Annotated in this window: 13 protein-coding genes; all 13 read right to left on the minus strand. The window is 73.5% G+C overall.

Features of this window, described 5'->3' with window-relative positions; translation table 11 throughout:
• Positions 1-107 precede the first annotated feature (107 nt).
• Positions 108-254, minus strand: coding sequence for a hypothetical protein (locus ACFZCD_RS02795; RefSeq protein WP_391827152.1), 147 nt, complete (start codon positions 252-254; stop codon positions 108-110).
• A gap of 65 nt (positions 255-319) precedes the next feature.
• Complete coding sequence (locus ACFZCD_RS02800; RefSeq protein WP_391827154.1) at positions 320-526, minus strand: hypothetical protein; 207 nt, start codon at positions 524-526, stop codon at positions 320-322.
• Positions 527-535: 9 nt separating this feature from the next.
• A complete protein-coding gene (locus tag ACFZCD_RS02805; protein ID WP_391827934.1) occupies positions 536-1,198 on the minus strand; it encodes a DUF5947 family protein in 663 nt (220 codons plus the stop codon).
• Between the two features lie 23 nt (positions 1,199-1,221).
• A complete protein-coding gene (locus ACFZCD_RS02810; protein WP_391827156.1) occupies positions 1,222-1,770 on the minus strand; it encodes a NifU family protein in 549 nt (182 codons plus the stop codon).
• Positions 1,763-3,559 (minus strand): nickel-dependent hydrogenase large subunit, encoded by a 1,797-nt coding sequence (locus ACFZCD_RS02815; RefSeq protein ID WP_391827158.1) that lies wholly within the window; start codon positions 3,557-3,559, stop codon positions 1,763-1,765. The genes ACFZCD_RS02810 and ACFZCD_RS02815 overlap by 8 nt, the downstream gene beginning before the upstream one ends.
• A gap of 16 nt (positions 3,560-3,575) precedes the next feature.
• Positions 3,576-4,751 carry a hydrogenase expression protein HypE gene (locus tag ACFZCD_RS02820; RefSeq protein WP_391827160.1) on the minus strand — a complete coding sequence of 392 codons (1,176 nt, stop codon included), beginning with the start codon at positions 4,749-4,751 and terminating at the stop codon, positions 3,576-3,578.
• Positions 4,741-6,222 (minus strand): hypothetical protein, encoded by a 1,482-nt coding sequence (locus ACFZCD_RS02825; RefSeq protein WP_391827162.1) that lies wholly within the window; start codon positions 6,220-6,222, stop codon positions 4,741-4,743. Before ACFZCD_RS02825 ends, ACFZCD_RS02820 begins: the two co-directional genes overlap by 11 nt.
• A gap of 217 nt (positions 6,223-6,439) precedes the next feature.
• Positions 6,440-7,489: a hydrogenase expression/formation protein HypE gene (hypE, locus tag ACFZCD_RS02830; protein ID WP_391827936.1), complete on the minus strand. Its 1,050-nt coding sequence runs from the start codon at positions 7,487-7,489 to the stop codon at positions 6,440-6,442.
• Positions 7,490-7,586: 97 nt separating this feature from the next.
• Entirely contained in the window at positions 7,587-8,747 is a 1,161-nt protein-coding gene (gene hypD, locus ACFZCD_RS02835; RefSeq protein ID WP_391827164.1) for a hydrogenase formation protein HypD, read from the minus strand.
• The gene (locus ACFZCD_RS02840; protein WP_171078247.1) at positions 8,744-9,037 is read right to left on the minus strand and encodes a HypC/HybG/HupF family hydrogenase formation chaperone; all 294 of its coding nucleotides are present in this window, start codon (positions 9,035-9,037) and stop codon (positions 8,744-8,746) included. The genes hypD and ACFZCD_RS02840 overlap by 4 nt, the downstream gene beginning before the upstream one ends.
• A complete protein-coding gene (gene hypF, locus ACFZCD_RS02845) occupies positions 9,000-11,435 on the minus strand; it encodes a carbamoyltransferase HypF (RefSeq protein ID WP_391827166.1) in 2,436 nt (811 codons plus the stop codon). The genes ACFZCD_RS02840 and hypF overlap by 38 nt, the downstream gene beginning before the upstream one ends.
• Positions 11,432-12,220, minus strand: coding sequence for a hydrogenase nickel incorporation protein HypB (gene hypB / locus ACFZCD_RS02850; protein ID WP_391827168.1), 789 nt, complete (start codon positions 12,218-12,220; stop codon positions 11,432-11,434). The genes hypF and hypB overlap by 4 nt, the downstream gene beginning before the upstream one ends.
• Complete coding sequence (hypA, locus tag ACFZCD_RS02855) at positions 12,220-12,576, minus strand: hydrogenase maturation nickel metallochaperone HypA (RefSeq protein WP_391827170.1); 357 nt, start codon at positions 12,574-12,576, stop codon at positions 12,220-12,222. The genes hypB and hypA overlap by 1 nt, the downstream gene beginning before the upstream one ends.
• Positions 12,577-12,831: the final 255 nt, after the last annotated feature.

A 12,831-nucleotide genomic window follows, 5' to 3' on the forward strand; every position in this document is an offset into this window, starting at 1 on the left:
GCCCTTCGTGAGCGGCGAAACCACTGATACCTGGACCAACGGTTCAGCTGCTCCGGGGGAAACGGTCTGATTCCGGCCGTGCGGTGTGACCCGGTCGTGCGGTGTCTTCAGCCCGGGTACCCGGACCTGGGGCGGAGTCCCGCCATCCGCCAGATGCGGATCTCCCGGACGATCCCGGGGAACTCCTTCACCAGGATGCCGAGCGTCACCGCACCGGCCACCACGGCCTGGGCGATCAGCAGTCGTCTGGCCATCGGCCGCCCTCCTTCCTTCGTCTCATTGCCGCGTCTCATTGCCGCGTGGTGCGACCGGTCCGTGCTCAGCCGGGCGGGATGTTCGGCATCGTCTCCGCGACGGCGTTGTGCTTCTTCCAGTGGATGCCCGTGGACTTCCGGGCGTCGGCGGTGCCGTCCTTGTGGTGCCCGGTCTGCCGGGTGCGCGGCCCCTTGTTGCCTTCGTGGATGCCCCGGACGTGTGCCGGGGCGTCGGGCTTGACGTCGGCCTTGCCGACGCGGATGCGGCCCATGATCTCTCCTCACTGCCGGGGATCCTCGCCTTGTGGGGCGAGGTCCGAGAAGAAGCGCTCGACGGCCGGCCAGATGCGGCCGCCGCCGGACAGGCCGCGCCACTCCTGGCGGACCAGGGCGACCAGCCGGAAACAGTCGTCGACGGGGGTGATCCAGTGGTCCTGCCGGCCGCGCGCGGTGTTGACGAGCAGGGCTTCCACGTCGGGGACGAGCGTGGCCAGCGGCGGGCACCGGCCCACGGTCTCGCGCCAGCTCTCCGGGGCCACGTCCCACTGCGTCGCTCCGGCCGGGCTCGGGTAGTGCGCCGTCACCTCGCCGCCCGCGCGGACGACGAAGAAGGCGAGTCCGACGGGCACGCCGAGACCGTCGGTGGGCAGCGGGGCGAGCCGGATCCGGCGCTGCGGGACCAGCCGGTAGTGACCGTCCCCGGCCGCCTCCCGGTTGAAGAGCAGGGCGCATGCCCGGCAGGCGCACAACACCTCGGCCCGTGCGGTGTCGTACAGGTGCCGGTGCCCGTCCTCGGCCGGGGCGGCGCACACATCGCAGTGCTCCGCGTCCCCGGCCGGCCCCGTACCCGGCCGGCGGGCGATGACGCGGGCCAGGGCGCCGCCGGTCGTGCCGGTCACCCCAGCCGCGTCCGTTGTGCCGGCCACCCCGGTCACCTCCGTCATGCCTGTCACGTCCGTCATGCCCGTCACGCGGGGCTCCCGGCGGCCGCCGGCCGGACGCGGACGGTGTCGAGCGGAACGAAGGCGCTGCGCCGGTCCTCCTCCGGCGCCTGACGGACGTCCGACAGCTCGGGCGCGAGGGCGAGGACGGCGTCCCGGACGGCGGCCGCGGCGCCGGCCGCCGTGGAGGGGCAGCCTCCGGCCTTGAGCCGGACGGTGGCGATGCCGCCCTCCACGCCGACCAGTTGCAGGTCACCGCCCCGCTCGCGGACAGCGGGCCGGAGCCCGTCGACGGCGCGGGCCACCCGCCGCTCGACGGGTTCGGGGTGCAGCCCGTGGAGCACCAGCAGGTGCCCGACGAGCTCGTCGTCGGCGAGGCGCCCGGCGAGCGCCGGACCGGCCGCGTCCACCACCCGGGCCAGGGCCTCGCCGTACACCTCGGTGAGGGCCCGCACGGACTCCAGCCCGGCCTGTGCCGTGGGGCCGGGAAGGGCTTCCAGCCGCCCGAGCAGCTCATCGGCGCGGGCGAGCAGCCGGACGGTCTCCGCGTCCCCGGAATCCTGCGCGTCAGCCATGGTCGGCTCCGAAGGTCGGGGAGTGCACCGTCCGCAGCTCCTTGCCACCGCCGAGATACATGTGCACGCCACAGGGCAGGCAGGGGTCAAAGCTGCGCACGGTGCGCATGATGTCGACGCCCTTGAAGTCGTCCGGGCCGTTCTCCTCGAAGATCGGCTGGCCCTGCACGGCGTCCTCGTACGGGCCGGGGGTGCCGTAGATGTCGCGCGGGCTGGCGTTCCACGGAGTGGGCGGGTACGGGTGGTAGTTGGCGATCTTCTTGTCCTTGATCACCAGGTGGTGGGAGAGGACGCCGCGCACCGCCTCGTGGAAGCCGCAGCCGATGGCTTCGTCGGGCACCTCGAAGTCGGTGAACGTCCGGGTCTCGCCGGAGCGGACCAGGCCCATGGCCTTGTCCAGGAAGTCGAAGGCCATGGCGGCGGCGTAGGCCACGAAGTAGGGGCGGGCCCGGTCGCGTTCGATGGTGTTGCTCCACTGCGGGATCGACCACTCCAGCGTCGTCTCCGGCAGCTTCTCGCTCTTGGGCAGGGAGATGCGCACGCTGTGCCCGGTGGCCTTGACGTAGGGCGTGTCGACCAGGCCGTTGAGCGCGGTGGACCACAGCCGCGCCAGCGGGCCGCCGCCGGTGTCGAGGGCCAGGTGCTGCCCGCTGCTCCCGTCGTACCAGCGGGGGCTCATCACCCAGCTGTAGTTCCCGGCGAAGTCGCGCTTCTGCGGTTGGGGCAGGGTCGTCTGGTTCCACGGGTGGCGGATGTCGACGGGGTTGCCGAGCGGGTCCTTGCTGACGAAGGGCTCCTCGGCGGTCCAGTCCTCGTAGAAGGAGCTGCCCAGCAGGACGCGCAGGCCGAGGTTGATGTCGACGAGGTTGTTGGTGACGAGCTTGCCGTCGACGATGACGCCGGGGGTGACGTACATGGCCTTGCCCCAGTCGTTCATCGTCTCGTAGCGGTAGTCGCAGACGTCGGGGTTCTGCCAGGCGCCCCAGCAGCCGAGCAGGATCCGGCGCCGTCCGACCTCCTCGTAGCCGGGCAGGGCCTCGTAGAAGAAGTCGAAGACGTCGTCGTTCATGGCCACCGACTGCTTGATGAAGTCGGTGACGCGCAGCAGCCGGGAGAGGAAGTCGGTGAAGGTCGTGGGGGTGGGCTGGGTGCCGACGCCGCCGGGGTAGAGGGTGGAGGGGTGGACGTGCCGGCCCTCCATGAGGCAGAACATCTCCCGGGTGATCCGGCTGACCTTCAGCGCTTCCTTGTAGACCTCGCCCTCGAAGGGGTTGAAGGCGCGCATGACGTCCGCGATGGTGCGGTAGCCGTGGACGCGTCCGTTCGGCGCCTCGGTCCGTTCCGCGCGGGCCAGGACGCCGGGGTTGGTGGCCTTGACCATCGCCTCGCAGAAGTCCACGAAGACCAGGTTGTCCTGGAAGATGGTGTGGTCGAACATGTATTCAGCGGCTTCGCCGAGGTTGACGATGCTCTCGGCGAGCGGGGGCGGTTTGATGCCGTAGGCCATCTGCTGGGCGTAGCCGGAGCAGGTGGTGTGGTTGTCCCCGCAGATGCCGCAGATGCGCGAGGTGATGAAGCCGGCGTCCCGCGGGTCCTTGCCCTTGAGGAAGACCGAGTACCCGCGGAACAGCGACGAGGTGCTGTGGCACTCGGTCACCTCGCGGTTGGCGAAGTCGATCTTCGTGTAGATGCCGAGGTTGCCGATGATCCGGGTGATCGGATCCCAGGACATCTCCACGATCTGCGGGGGCTTGCGCGCCTCCGTGGACCGGTCCGCGGTGGACGTCATGTCAGCTCTCTTCTCCTCATGTCAGCTCTCTTCTCCTCGCGCGTCCCTTGCCCCGGCCGCGCGTGCCGCGCGGCCGCCAGGTGGGGTCGTAACCCGTGGTGAGCTCGGGGCCGTTGTGGTGCCAGCGGGGCTCCCGGTTGACGGCCATGTTGGTGATGCCGCGCAGCCGCCGGACGAGCGCGCCGTACGGCTTGACGAGCACCGAGGAGACGGCGGCGCCGGCGGGCTCGTCCATGAAGGGCATGAAGGCGTCGGGGAACCCCGGCATGGTGCAGCCGATGCAGATCCCGCCGACGTTCGGGCAGCCGCCGACCCCCGACATCCAGCCCCGCTTGGGCACGTTGCAGTTGACCACCGGACCCCAGCAGCCCACCTTGACCTGGCACTTGGGCGAGCTGTAGTCCATGGCGAAGTCGGCCTGCTCGTAGTAGGCCGCCCGGTCGCAGCCCTCGTGCACGGTCCTGCCGAACAGCCACTGCGGGCGCAGCATGTGGTCGAGCGGCGGCGGAGGCGCCGATCCGGCGGCGTGCTGGAGCACCCACGTCAGGGTCTCCATGAAGTTCTCCGGCTGGATCGGGCAGCCCGGTACGTTCACGATCGGCAGTTCGCCCTGCGAGGTGTAGTCCCAGCCCACGTAGTCGGCCAGGCCCATGCAGCCGGTGGGGTTGCCGGCCATGGCGTGGATGCCGCCGTAGGCCGCGCACGTCCCGGCCGCGACCACCGCCCACGCGCGGGGCGCCAGCTGGTCGATCCACCAGTTGAGGGTGAGCGGCTCGCCGGTCTCGGGGTCGTTGCCGAAGGACGTCCAGTAGCCGTCGCCCTCGATGACGTTCTGGTTGGGCACCGAGCCCTCGATCACCAGGATGAAGGGGGAGAGGTCTCCCCGGGCGGCGGCCCGGAACGGGGCGAGGAACTCCTCGCCGCCCAAGGTGGGGGAGAGCACCTTGTTGTGCAGGTTCACCTTCGGCAGACCGGGGACGAGGCCCAGCACCAGGTCCTCGATGGAGGGCTGATCGGAGGCGGTCATGGAGACCGTGTCGCCGTCGCAGCTCATGCCCTCGGAGATCCACAGGATGTCGATCTCCTCGATGCCCGGAACCCCTTCGGCGCCGGCCGGTTGCTTTCCCGGGATGCCGGAGGTGCCGGGAGTGCCGGAGGTGCCAGGGGCGTCCGTGGCGTTGTCACCGGTCATGGTCGGGGCCTCCTCGGGCGGTGCACGTGGTGTCCGCTGACAGGGGCCGGACCTCGTCCGGCCGGAAGTAGTGGAACCGGCCGTACCAGCCGTGCAGTTCGGCCGCCGGATCGTCCTCGACGGTCACGGCCAGCTGCACCCCTCCGTCCACGTCGTGGAAGACCGCCGCCACCACGGCGGTGCGGCCTTCGAGGAACATGTCCTGCGCGTCGGCGCCCCGGCCGCGCGGCGCCAGCAGCACCCTGCTGCCTGCCGTCACCGTCACCCCGCCGACGAGCGTGGTGTCCGTGGCCGGGCACAGGCCGTCGTCCCCGCCCTCCCGCCACCAGGGGACCGGCTCCTGCCCTGCCGCGGCAGCCGGGCGGGCCGGGCTCGCCGGGCGGGCCGGCGCGAGCGAGCGGATCGCGCCGTGCAGGCGGCCGAAGACCTCCGGCGGCATGGTGTCGACCCGGTCGAGGATCGCCGCCGCGCGCCGGTCGGTGGCCCGGGCCTCGCGCTTCTCCTCGTCGGTCAGGAGCATCGTGCGCAGGGTGAGGATCTCGTCGATCTCCGCGGCGTCGTGCAGGTCGCCCGGGCTCTCCGGCGCCACCTGCGGGTGGTCGGGCAGGATGATGGGGGAGGAGAGGACCACGTCGCACGAGCCCGGCCCGCCCGCCAGTACGGGGAAGGTGTGCAGGTTGTGGCACTGACCGGCGTGCGCCTGTGCCCAGCGGGGCGGATCGAGCAGGGACAGGAAGCACAGTCCGTCGCCCCCGAGGAGCGTGTGGGTGGCGACCAGCGCGTGGCGCAACGCCTCCTCCCGCGGGCTCAGCGGCCCGGCCGCTCCCGTGTTCTCCGTGCTCAGCCGCAGCCTGAACAGGCTCCGCGCGCCGTCGAGTTGCTTGGCCCGCAGCAGCGCCCGGGCCCGCAGGGGGAGCCGCTCCCGCACGACCCGCCCGGCGCCCGCACCGAGCTGCTCGGTCGTGGTGCCGCCGGGCGCCGCCACGGGGAACTCGCGCTCGCGTACGAGGAGGTCGCGCAGCGGGACGGTGATCTCGCACTCCTGCGGGACGGCCTCGTCGAAGGACAGGTGGACCGTCCCGTCCGCCTCCAGGCCCTCGACCGGGACGTGGCCGCCGGTCTCCGTGCGCCGCTCGACCCGCTTCCGCTGCACCTGCAGGAACCGCACCCGTACGCGCACCAGCGGGTCGGGGGCCGTCACTCGTACCAGGCACTCGGTCCGCTGCCGCCACGCGTCGCAGGAGCCGGCGACACCGGGCACCTCGGGTCCCTGTGCCTCGGCCCAGTCTCGCGGGGCGAGCACCCCGAACTGCCAGCGCACCCGGTTCTTGCCCGAGGACCGGCGGTAGGGGTAGAGGAGGTAGCCCTCGTAGAGGACGGCGTCGGCGACCGGGCCCACCCGGGCGAAGGCGTCACTGCCGTCCGCCGGCCGCGCAGGGCCGGTACGGGTGCCCACCGGGTGCTGCGGCATACGGTCTCCTAGGGCTCCCTGGCGCTCCCTGGCGTGGCGCGACTCGTCCCACTTTCACACGGTTCGCTGCACCGTGCGCGTTGTGGCGTTCAGGGGTGTGACACGTGCTCGGGCACGCGGCCGGCCGAGCAGGCCTCCCACTTCACGAGCGCGTGCGTTCGTGCTCTTCACCGGGATGCCCCGGGCAGAACCGGAGCGCCCCGGCGGACCGGCGCTGTCAGCAGATCCGCGGCAGCTGTTCCCCGTCCGGCAGGTCCACCACTCTCGTCCCGCCGAGCCCCGTGCGGGCCACCACCATGCCCGGGTGTTCCGCCACGCACTCGCCGATGACCGCGGCCCCGGCGCCTTGCGGGTGCGCGCGCATCGCGGCGAGGACCGCGTCGGCGTGCTCGCGGGGGACGAAGGCGACCAGCCGGCCCTCGTTCGCCACGTACAGCGGATCGAGGCCGAGGAACCCGCAGGCGTTCGCCACCGCCTCCGGCACCGGCACGGCCTTCTCGGTGAGCACGACGCCCGTGCCGGAGGCGGTGGCGATCTCGTTCAGGGCCGTCGCCACGCCGCCCCGCGTGGGGTCGCGCAGCACGTGCAGATCGCGGGTGACGGCGAGCATGGCGGCGACCAGGCCGCCGAGGGGCGCGGTGTCGCTGGCGATCCCGACGCCGAACTCCAGGCCCTCGCGCACGCTGAGCACGGCCACCCCGTGCAGCCCGACGGGGCCGCTGACGATGACCACGTCGCCCGGCCGCGCCCGCTGCGGGCGGATGTCGACCCCGTCCGGGACGAGCCCGATGCCGGCGGTGGTGACGTAGATCCCGTCCCCGTGGCCAGCGTCGACGACCTTGGTGTCCCCGGTGGCCACGACGACCCCCGCGGCCGCGGCTGCCGTGCCCATCGCCCGCGCGACCCGCTCGACCACCGCCAGCTCCGTGCCCTCCTCAAGGACGAACGCGCAGGACAGGTACGCCGCCCGGGCCCCGCTCATGGCGAGGTCGTTGACGGTGCCGTTGACGGCCAGGTCGCCGATGCAGCCGCCGGGGAAGAACAGCGGCCGCACCACGTAGGAATCGGTCGAGAAGGCCAGGCGGGCCCCGCCCAGGGACAGCACGGCCGAGTCCGCGAGCCCGGCCAGGATCTCGTTGCCGTAGGCGGGGGCGAACACGTCGGCCACGAGCTCGGCCGACAGCGCCCCGCCTCCGCCGTGCCCCAGGACGACGACGGGCCGGTCCCGCAAGGGGGCCGGGCAGCTCCACACCGCCGGGTCGGGCAGCGCACCCGGCAGCCCGGTCGTCCCACCCGGGACCCCGATCGCCTCGTCCGGCGCCCCTGCCGTCCCGCTCGGCGCCCCTGCCGTCTCCGCGATGCCGTCAGCCAACGGAAGTCGCCTCCTTGCCGGTCGCCGCCGCTGCCGGATCCCGATCCGGATCCGTGCCCGGGCCCGGACTCAGGCGGCGGTAGAGGTAGTAGGCCGCGCAGGCGCCCTCATTGGAGACCATCGTCGCCCCCAGGGGCGTGCGCGGGGTGCAGACCGTGCCGAAGGCCGCGCACTCGGACGGCTTGAGGAGGCCTTGCAGCACTTCGCCGCTGCGGCAGGCCGCGGGCTCCTCGGTGCGTACGTCCGTCACGTCGAAGCGGTGCTCGGCGTCGAACTCCCGGTAGGCGCCGGACAGCCGCCAGCCGCTGGCGGGAATGGTGCCGATGCCGCGCCAGGCGCGGTCCGTCGTCTCGAAGACCTCGGACAGCATGCGCAGCGCGGCGGTGTTGCCCTCGTCGCGGACGGCGCGCGCGTAGGCGTTCTCCACCCGGTGCTCGCCGCGTTCCAGCTGGAGCACGGTGCGGCGGACGCCTTCGAGGATGTCCAGCGGTTCGAAGCCGGTCACGACGACCGGCACCCGGAACTGCTCGGCCAGGGCCGGGTACTCGCCCGTCCCCATCACGCTGCACACGTGCCCGGCGGCCAGGAAACCCTGCACGCGGCAGTGCGGCGAGCGCATGATCGCCTCGATCGCGGGCGGCACCCGCACGTGCGAGACGAGCAGGCTGAAGTTGCGAATGCCCAGGGCGCGCGCCTGGTGCACCGCCATGGCGTTGGCGGGCGCCGTCGTCTCGAAGCCGATGGCGAAGAACACCACCTCCTTCTCCGGGTTGCGGCGCGCGATCTCCAGCGCGTCCAGCGGGGAGTACACCACCCGTACGTCGCCGCCCGCGCTCTTGACCCGGAACAGGTCCCGGCCGCTGCCGGGAACGCGCAGCATGTCCCCGAACGAGCAGAAGACCACCTCCGGGAGGGAGGCGATGGCGAGCGCCTTGTCGATCACTTCCAGCGGCGTGACGCACACCGGGCAGCCGGGGCCGTGGATCAGCTCGACCTCGCCGGGCAGCAGCTGGTCGATGCCGTGCCGGATGATCGAGTGGGTCTGGCCGCCGCACACCTCCATCAGCGCCCAGGGCCGGGTGACGGTCGCGTGGATCTCGTCCAGCAGCCGCCGGGCCAGGGCGGGGTCCTGGAACTCCTCCAAGTACTTCACCGCGGCACCTCCGGCTCTCCCGCCTCGGCGGCCGCGCGGCCCCACGCGTCACCGAACTCCTCCTCCAGCGCGCCCATCCGGGCGAACAGCTCCAGCGTCGCCAACGCCGCCTCCTCGTCCAGACGTTGCAGGGCGAAGCCGACGTGCACGATGGCGTAGTCGCCGACCTCGATCTCCGGCAGATAGGCCAGGCACACGTCCTTGACGACGCCGCCGAAGTCCACCTTGGCCATGCGGGTTCCGTCCCGCTCCTCAACCCCGACCACTTTCCCGGGCACTGCCAGGCACACGGTCTCCTCCTTCCGCGCAGCCCCGTGCGGCGGGTGTCTGCGCATGGTCACCGGCCCTGGCCGCCACGAGCAGCTGGCCCAGAGCCAGCCCCCCGTCGCCGCAGGGCACGAGGCGGTGCCGCACCACCGTGAAACCGCCGCCGGCCAGCCGACTGCCGCACGCCTCCTCCAGCACGGCGTTGGCGAAGACCCCGCCGGTCAGCGCGACCGTGCCCACCCCCGACCACCGGCGCACGGCCGCGCATACGGCCAGGACCGCGTCGGCGACGGCGAGGTGGAAGCGGGCGGCCACGAGCTCCACGGGCGTTCCGGCCCGTACGTCCGCGACGACGGCGCGGAGCACGGGCGCCGGATCGATCAGGCACGGGCCGTCGCCCGCCGCCCCGCCGCCGCGCAGGGCGAAGGCGTACGGGCGGCCGCATCCGGCGTCCACGCCCCGGGCCGCGTACGCCTCCAGCTCCATCGCCGCCTGCGCCTCGTACCCCGCCCGGTGGCAGACGCCGGCGAGCGAGGAGACGGCGTCGAAGAGCCGCCCCATGCTGGACGCCGGCACGCACGCCACCCGGCGCTCCAGCTGCCGGTCCAGCAGCCGGAGTTCGCCCTCGCCGCAGGCCGCGACGGCCGGGAGCGCCTCGTCCCAGGGGACTCCGGCGGTCCGCAGGTGGGCGAGGGCCATGCGGTACGGGTTGCGGACGGCCGCGTCCCCGCCCGGCAAGGGCACGTACGCCAGGTGGGCGCAGCGCCGGTAGCCGGTGTAGTCGGCGAGCATCACCTCGCCGCCCCACACCGCGCCGTCGTCCCCGTAACCCGTCCCGTCGAAGGCGACGCCGATGACGGGCGAGGTGCCGTCCAGGCCCGCGTCGGCCATGGCCGACGCGATGTGCGCGTGATGGTGCTGCACCAGCCTCAGCGGGCGGCCCCCGGCGCGCTCGCGCGCCCAGGCCGCCGACCGGTAGCGCGGATGCTTGTCGGCCACGAGCAGTTCCGGGCGGACGCCGGTGAGGTGGGCGAGGTGGTCGACGGCCCGGCCGAGGACCCCGGCGGCGGCCGGGTCGCCGAGGTCGCCGATGTGCTGGGACAGCCAGGCCGAACGGCCGCTCCCCAGACAGAAGACGTTCTTCAGGTCGCCGCCGAGGGCCAGGGCGGGCGGCACCTCGAAGGGCAGGGGGAGGGGCTCGGGCACGTAGCCGCGAGAGCGGCGCAGCGGCAGAGTGCTGCCGTCGGCACGAACCCGTACCACCGAGTCGTCGCACGGCACGTGGATCGGCCGGTCGTGCGCCAGACGTGCGCCGGCCAGCTCCGACAGCCGTGCGGCGGCCTCCGCATCGTCGGTGACGATGGGCTCGCCCGACCGGTTGCCGCTGGTCATCACCAGCATCCGCGGACCGGGCGGGTCGCCGGGCAGCCCGAACAGCAGCCGGTGCACGGGGCTGTAGGGGAGCATCACACCGACGCCGGGGCTGCCGGGGCAGACGGAGGGGGCCGGCGGCGTGGTGGACCGGGTGGACAGGGTGGTGCGCCGCAGCAGGACCACGGGCGCCCGCGGGCCGCTCAGCAGCCGTGCTTCGGCCTCGCTCACGGGAGCAAGGCCGCGGGCCGTCTCCAGGTCCGCCACCATGACGGCGAAGGGCTTGCCACCCCGCTCCTTCGCCGCCCGGAGCCGGCCGACCGCGTCCTCGTTGCCCGCGTCGCAGGCCAGGTGGTACCCGCCGACGCCCTTGACGGCCAGCACCGCACCCCGCGCGAGGAGCGCCCGGGCCTGCGCCACGGCGTCCGCACCCTCGTGCACGGTGTCCGCGCCCGCGTGCTCCAGCCGCAGCCGCGGCCCGCAGGAGGGGCAGCACACCGGCTGTGCGTGGAAGCGGCGGTCGGCGGGATCGGCGTACTGCGCGGCGCACCGCTCGCACAGCGGGAAGCCGGCCATCGTCGTACGGGGACGGTCGTAGGGCAGGCCGGTGACGATGGTGAACCGCGGCCCGCAGTGCGTGCAGGTGATGAACGGGTGCCGGTGGCGGGCGTCGGCCGGGTCGGCGAGCTCCGCGAGGCAGTCGGCGCACACGGCCGCGTCGGGCGGCACCCCGGTGCGCCCGGCACCCGCCTCGGACGGCAGGATCGAGAAGCCGTCGCCGCCCAGGACCGGCAGGTCCAGCTGCGCGACGGAGGCGATCACGGCCAGCGGGGGCGGTGCCGCGGCGAGCCGCTCGCAGAAGGCCCGCACGGGCTCCGGCGCGCCCTCCACCTCGGTGACGACGCCTCCGGTGTGGTTGACGACGTAGCCGGAGAGGCCGAGTTCGCCGGCCAGACCGTGCACGAACGGACGGAAACCGACCCCCTGCACCGTGCCGCGCACGACGAGGCGGCGCCGGACGAAGGGCTGCCTGTCACGGGCCGTGGTCACGGCCGGGGGACCGCCGGGTCCTCCGGGGCCGGGAAGGCGACGGGGGTGGGGTCCGGCGGCTGGTGGGCGTGAACGTGCACACCCCCGCCGACGGGTCCCGCCGCCGCCATCGCCGGCCGGTGGACGCCGCCTCCCCGCACCACCGCCAGCACCCGTTCCACCAGCGCCTCGACGCCCTCCCCGGTCCGGGCCGACGTCTCCACGACGTCCACCCCCGGATTGATCCGCGAGACGTTCCGTACGAAAGCCGCCCGGTCGAAATCCACGGCCTGCGCGATGTCGGTCTTGGTGAGCACCACCAGGTGCGCGAGCCCGAAGGCCGCCGGGTACTTGAGGGGTTTGTCCTCGCCTTCCGTGACCGACATCAGCGTGATGCGCAGCGTCTCGCCCAGGTCGTAGGAGGCCGGGCAGACGAGGTTGCCGACGTTCTCCACGTACAGCACCCGGGTGCCGGCCGGCAGCCACCCCTCCAGGTGGGCGCGGAGCTGCGCGGCCTCCAGATGGCACAGTCCCCCGGTCAGCACCTGTTTCACGGGTGCCCCGGAGCGCGCCAGCCGGGTCGCGTCGTTCTCGGTGGCCAGGTCCGCCGTCAGGGCCGCCGCGGGGACGCCCCGTGCGGTCGTGCGGGCCAGGACCTGTTCGAGGAGCGCGGTCTTGCCGCTGCCCGGACTGGACAGCAGGGTCACGACGACCGTGCCCCGGGCGGCGAGTTCCTCGCGCAAGGCACCGGCCAGGGCGTCGTTCTTGGCCAGGACCGCCTGCCGTACGTCCACCACACGGCACATCACACGCCCGCCTCCTCGAGTTCGACGGCGACGACTTCCAGCTCCCGTCCGCCCACCAGCTCCTGCGACGGCCGGTCGCACCGCGGACACCACATCAGCGGCGGCGTCCCCACCGCGAAGTCGGTGCCGCACGGCGTGCAGCGGGCCCGCGCCGGGATCTCCTCCACCAGCAGGCGGGCCGACTCCAGGGCCGTGCCCTCCCGGGCCACCTCGAAGGAGAAGCGCAGAGCGTCCGGCACGGCCCCGGCCATCTCGCCCACCCGCACCCGTACCGCCGCGACACGGCCGCCGCCGTGGAGCCGGGCGGTTTCCTCCGCGTGTTCGACGATCGCCGTGGCGATGGACAGCTCGTGCATCGGCCAAGGTGCTCCCGTCGTCCTGCGGCCGCCGGCGTGCCCGGCACGGCACGTACGCGCTCCACAGTGCGGGGGCATCCGGGCCGCCGGACCGCACGGCGCGTCCGGAGCGGTCCATGCGGCCGTGTGCATTCACCTGCGCGGCGCAATCACGGGTGTGCCTGCGGCCGCGCACCACCGGGCGGCGGGCGGTGGTCACTGACGATCAATCAGGACAGCGACCGGTCGGGGACGCACCGCACCGGTCACGGACAC

Source organism: Streptomyces sp. NPDC008001, assembly GCF_042958085.1.
Taxonomy (GTDB): Bacteria; Actinomycetota; Actinomycetes; order Streptomycetales; family Streptomycetaceae; genus Streptomyces.

Excerpts from the sequence above, each read along its gene's own strand:
- ACFZCD_RS02820 (WP_391827160.1), bottom strand. The coding sequence starts at position 4,751 with ATGACCGGTGACAACGCCACGGACGCCCCTGGCACCTCCGGCACTCCC.
- ACFZCD_RS02800 (WP_391827154.1), bottom strand. The coding sequence starts at position 526 with ATGGGCCGCATCCGCGTCGGCAAGGCCGACGTCAAGCCCGACGCCCCG.
- ACFZCD_RS02795 (WP_391827152.1), bottom strand. The coding sequence starts at position 254 with ATGGCCAGACGACTGCTGATCGCCCAGGCCGTGGTGGCCGGTGCGGTG.
- ACFZCD_RS02810 (WP_391827156.1), bottom strand. The coding sequence starts at position 1,770 with ATGGCTGACGCGCAGGATTCCGGGGACGCGGAGACCGTCCGGCTGCTC.
- hypA (WP_391827170.1), bottom strand. The coding sequence starts at position 12,576 with ATGCACGAGCTGTCCATCGCCACGGCGATCGTCGAACACGCGGAGGAA.
- ACFZCD_RS02825 (WP_391827162.1), bottom strand. The coding sequence starts at position 6,222 with ATGCCGCAGCACCCGGTGGGCACCCGTACCGGCCCTGCGCGGCCGGCG.
- ACFZCD_RS02815 (WP_391827158.1), bottom strand. The coding sequence starts at position 3,559 with ATGACGTCCACCGCGGACCGGTCCACGGAGGCGCGCAAGCCCCCGCAG.
- hypB (WP_391827168.1), bottom strand. The coding sequence starts at position 12,220 with ATGTGCCGTGTGGTGGACGTACGGCAGGCGGTCCTGGCCAAGAACGAC.
- ACFZCD_RS02805 (WP_391827934.1), bottom strand. The coding sequence starts at position 1,198 with ATGACGGAGGTGACCGGGGTGGCCGGCACAACGGACGCGGCTGGGGTG.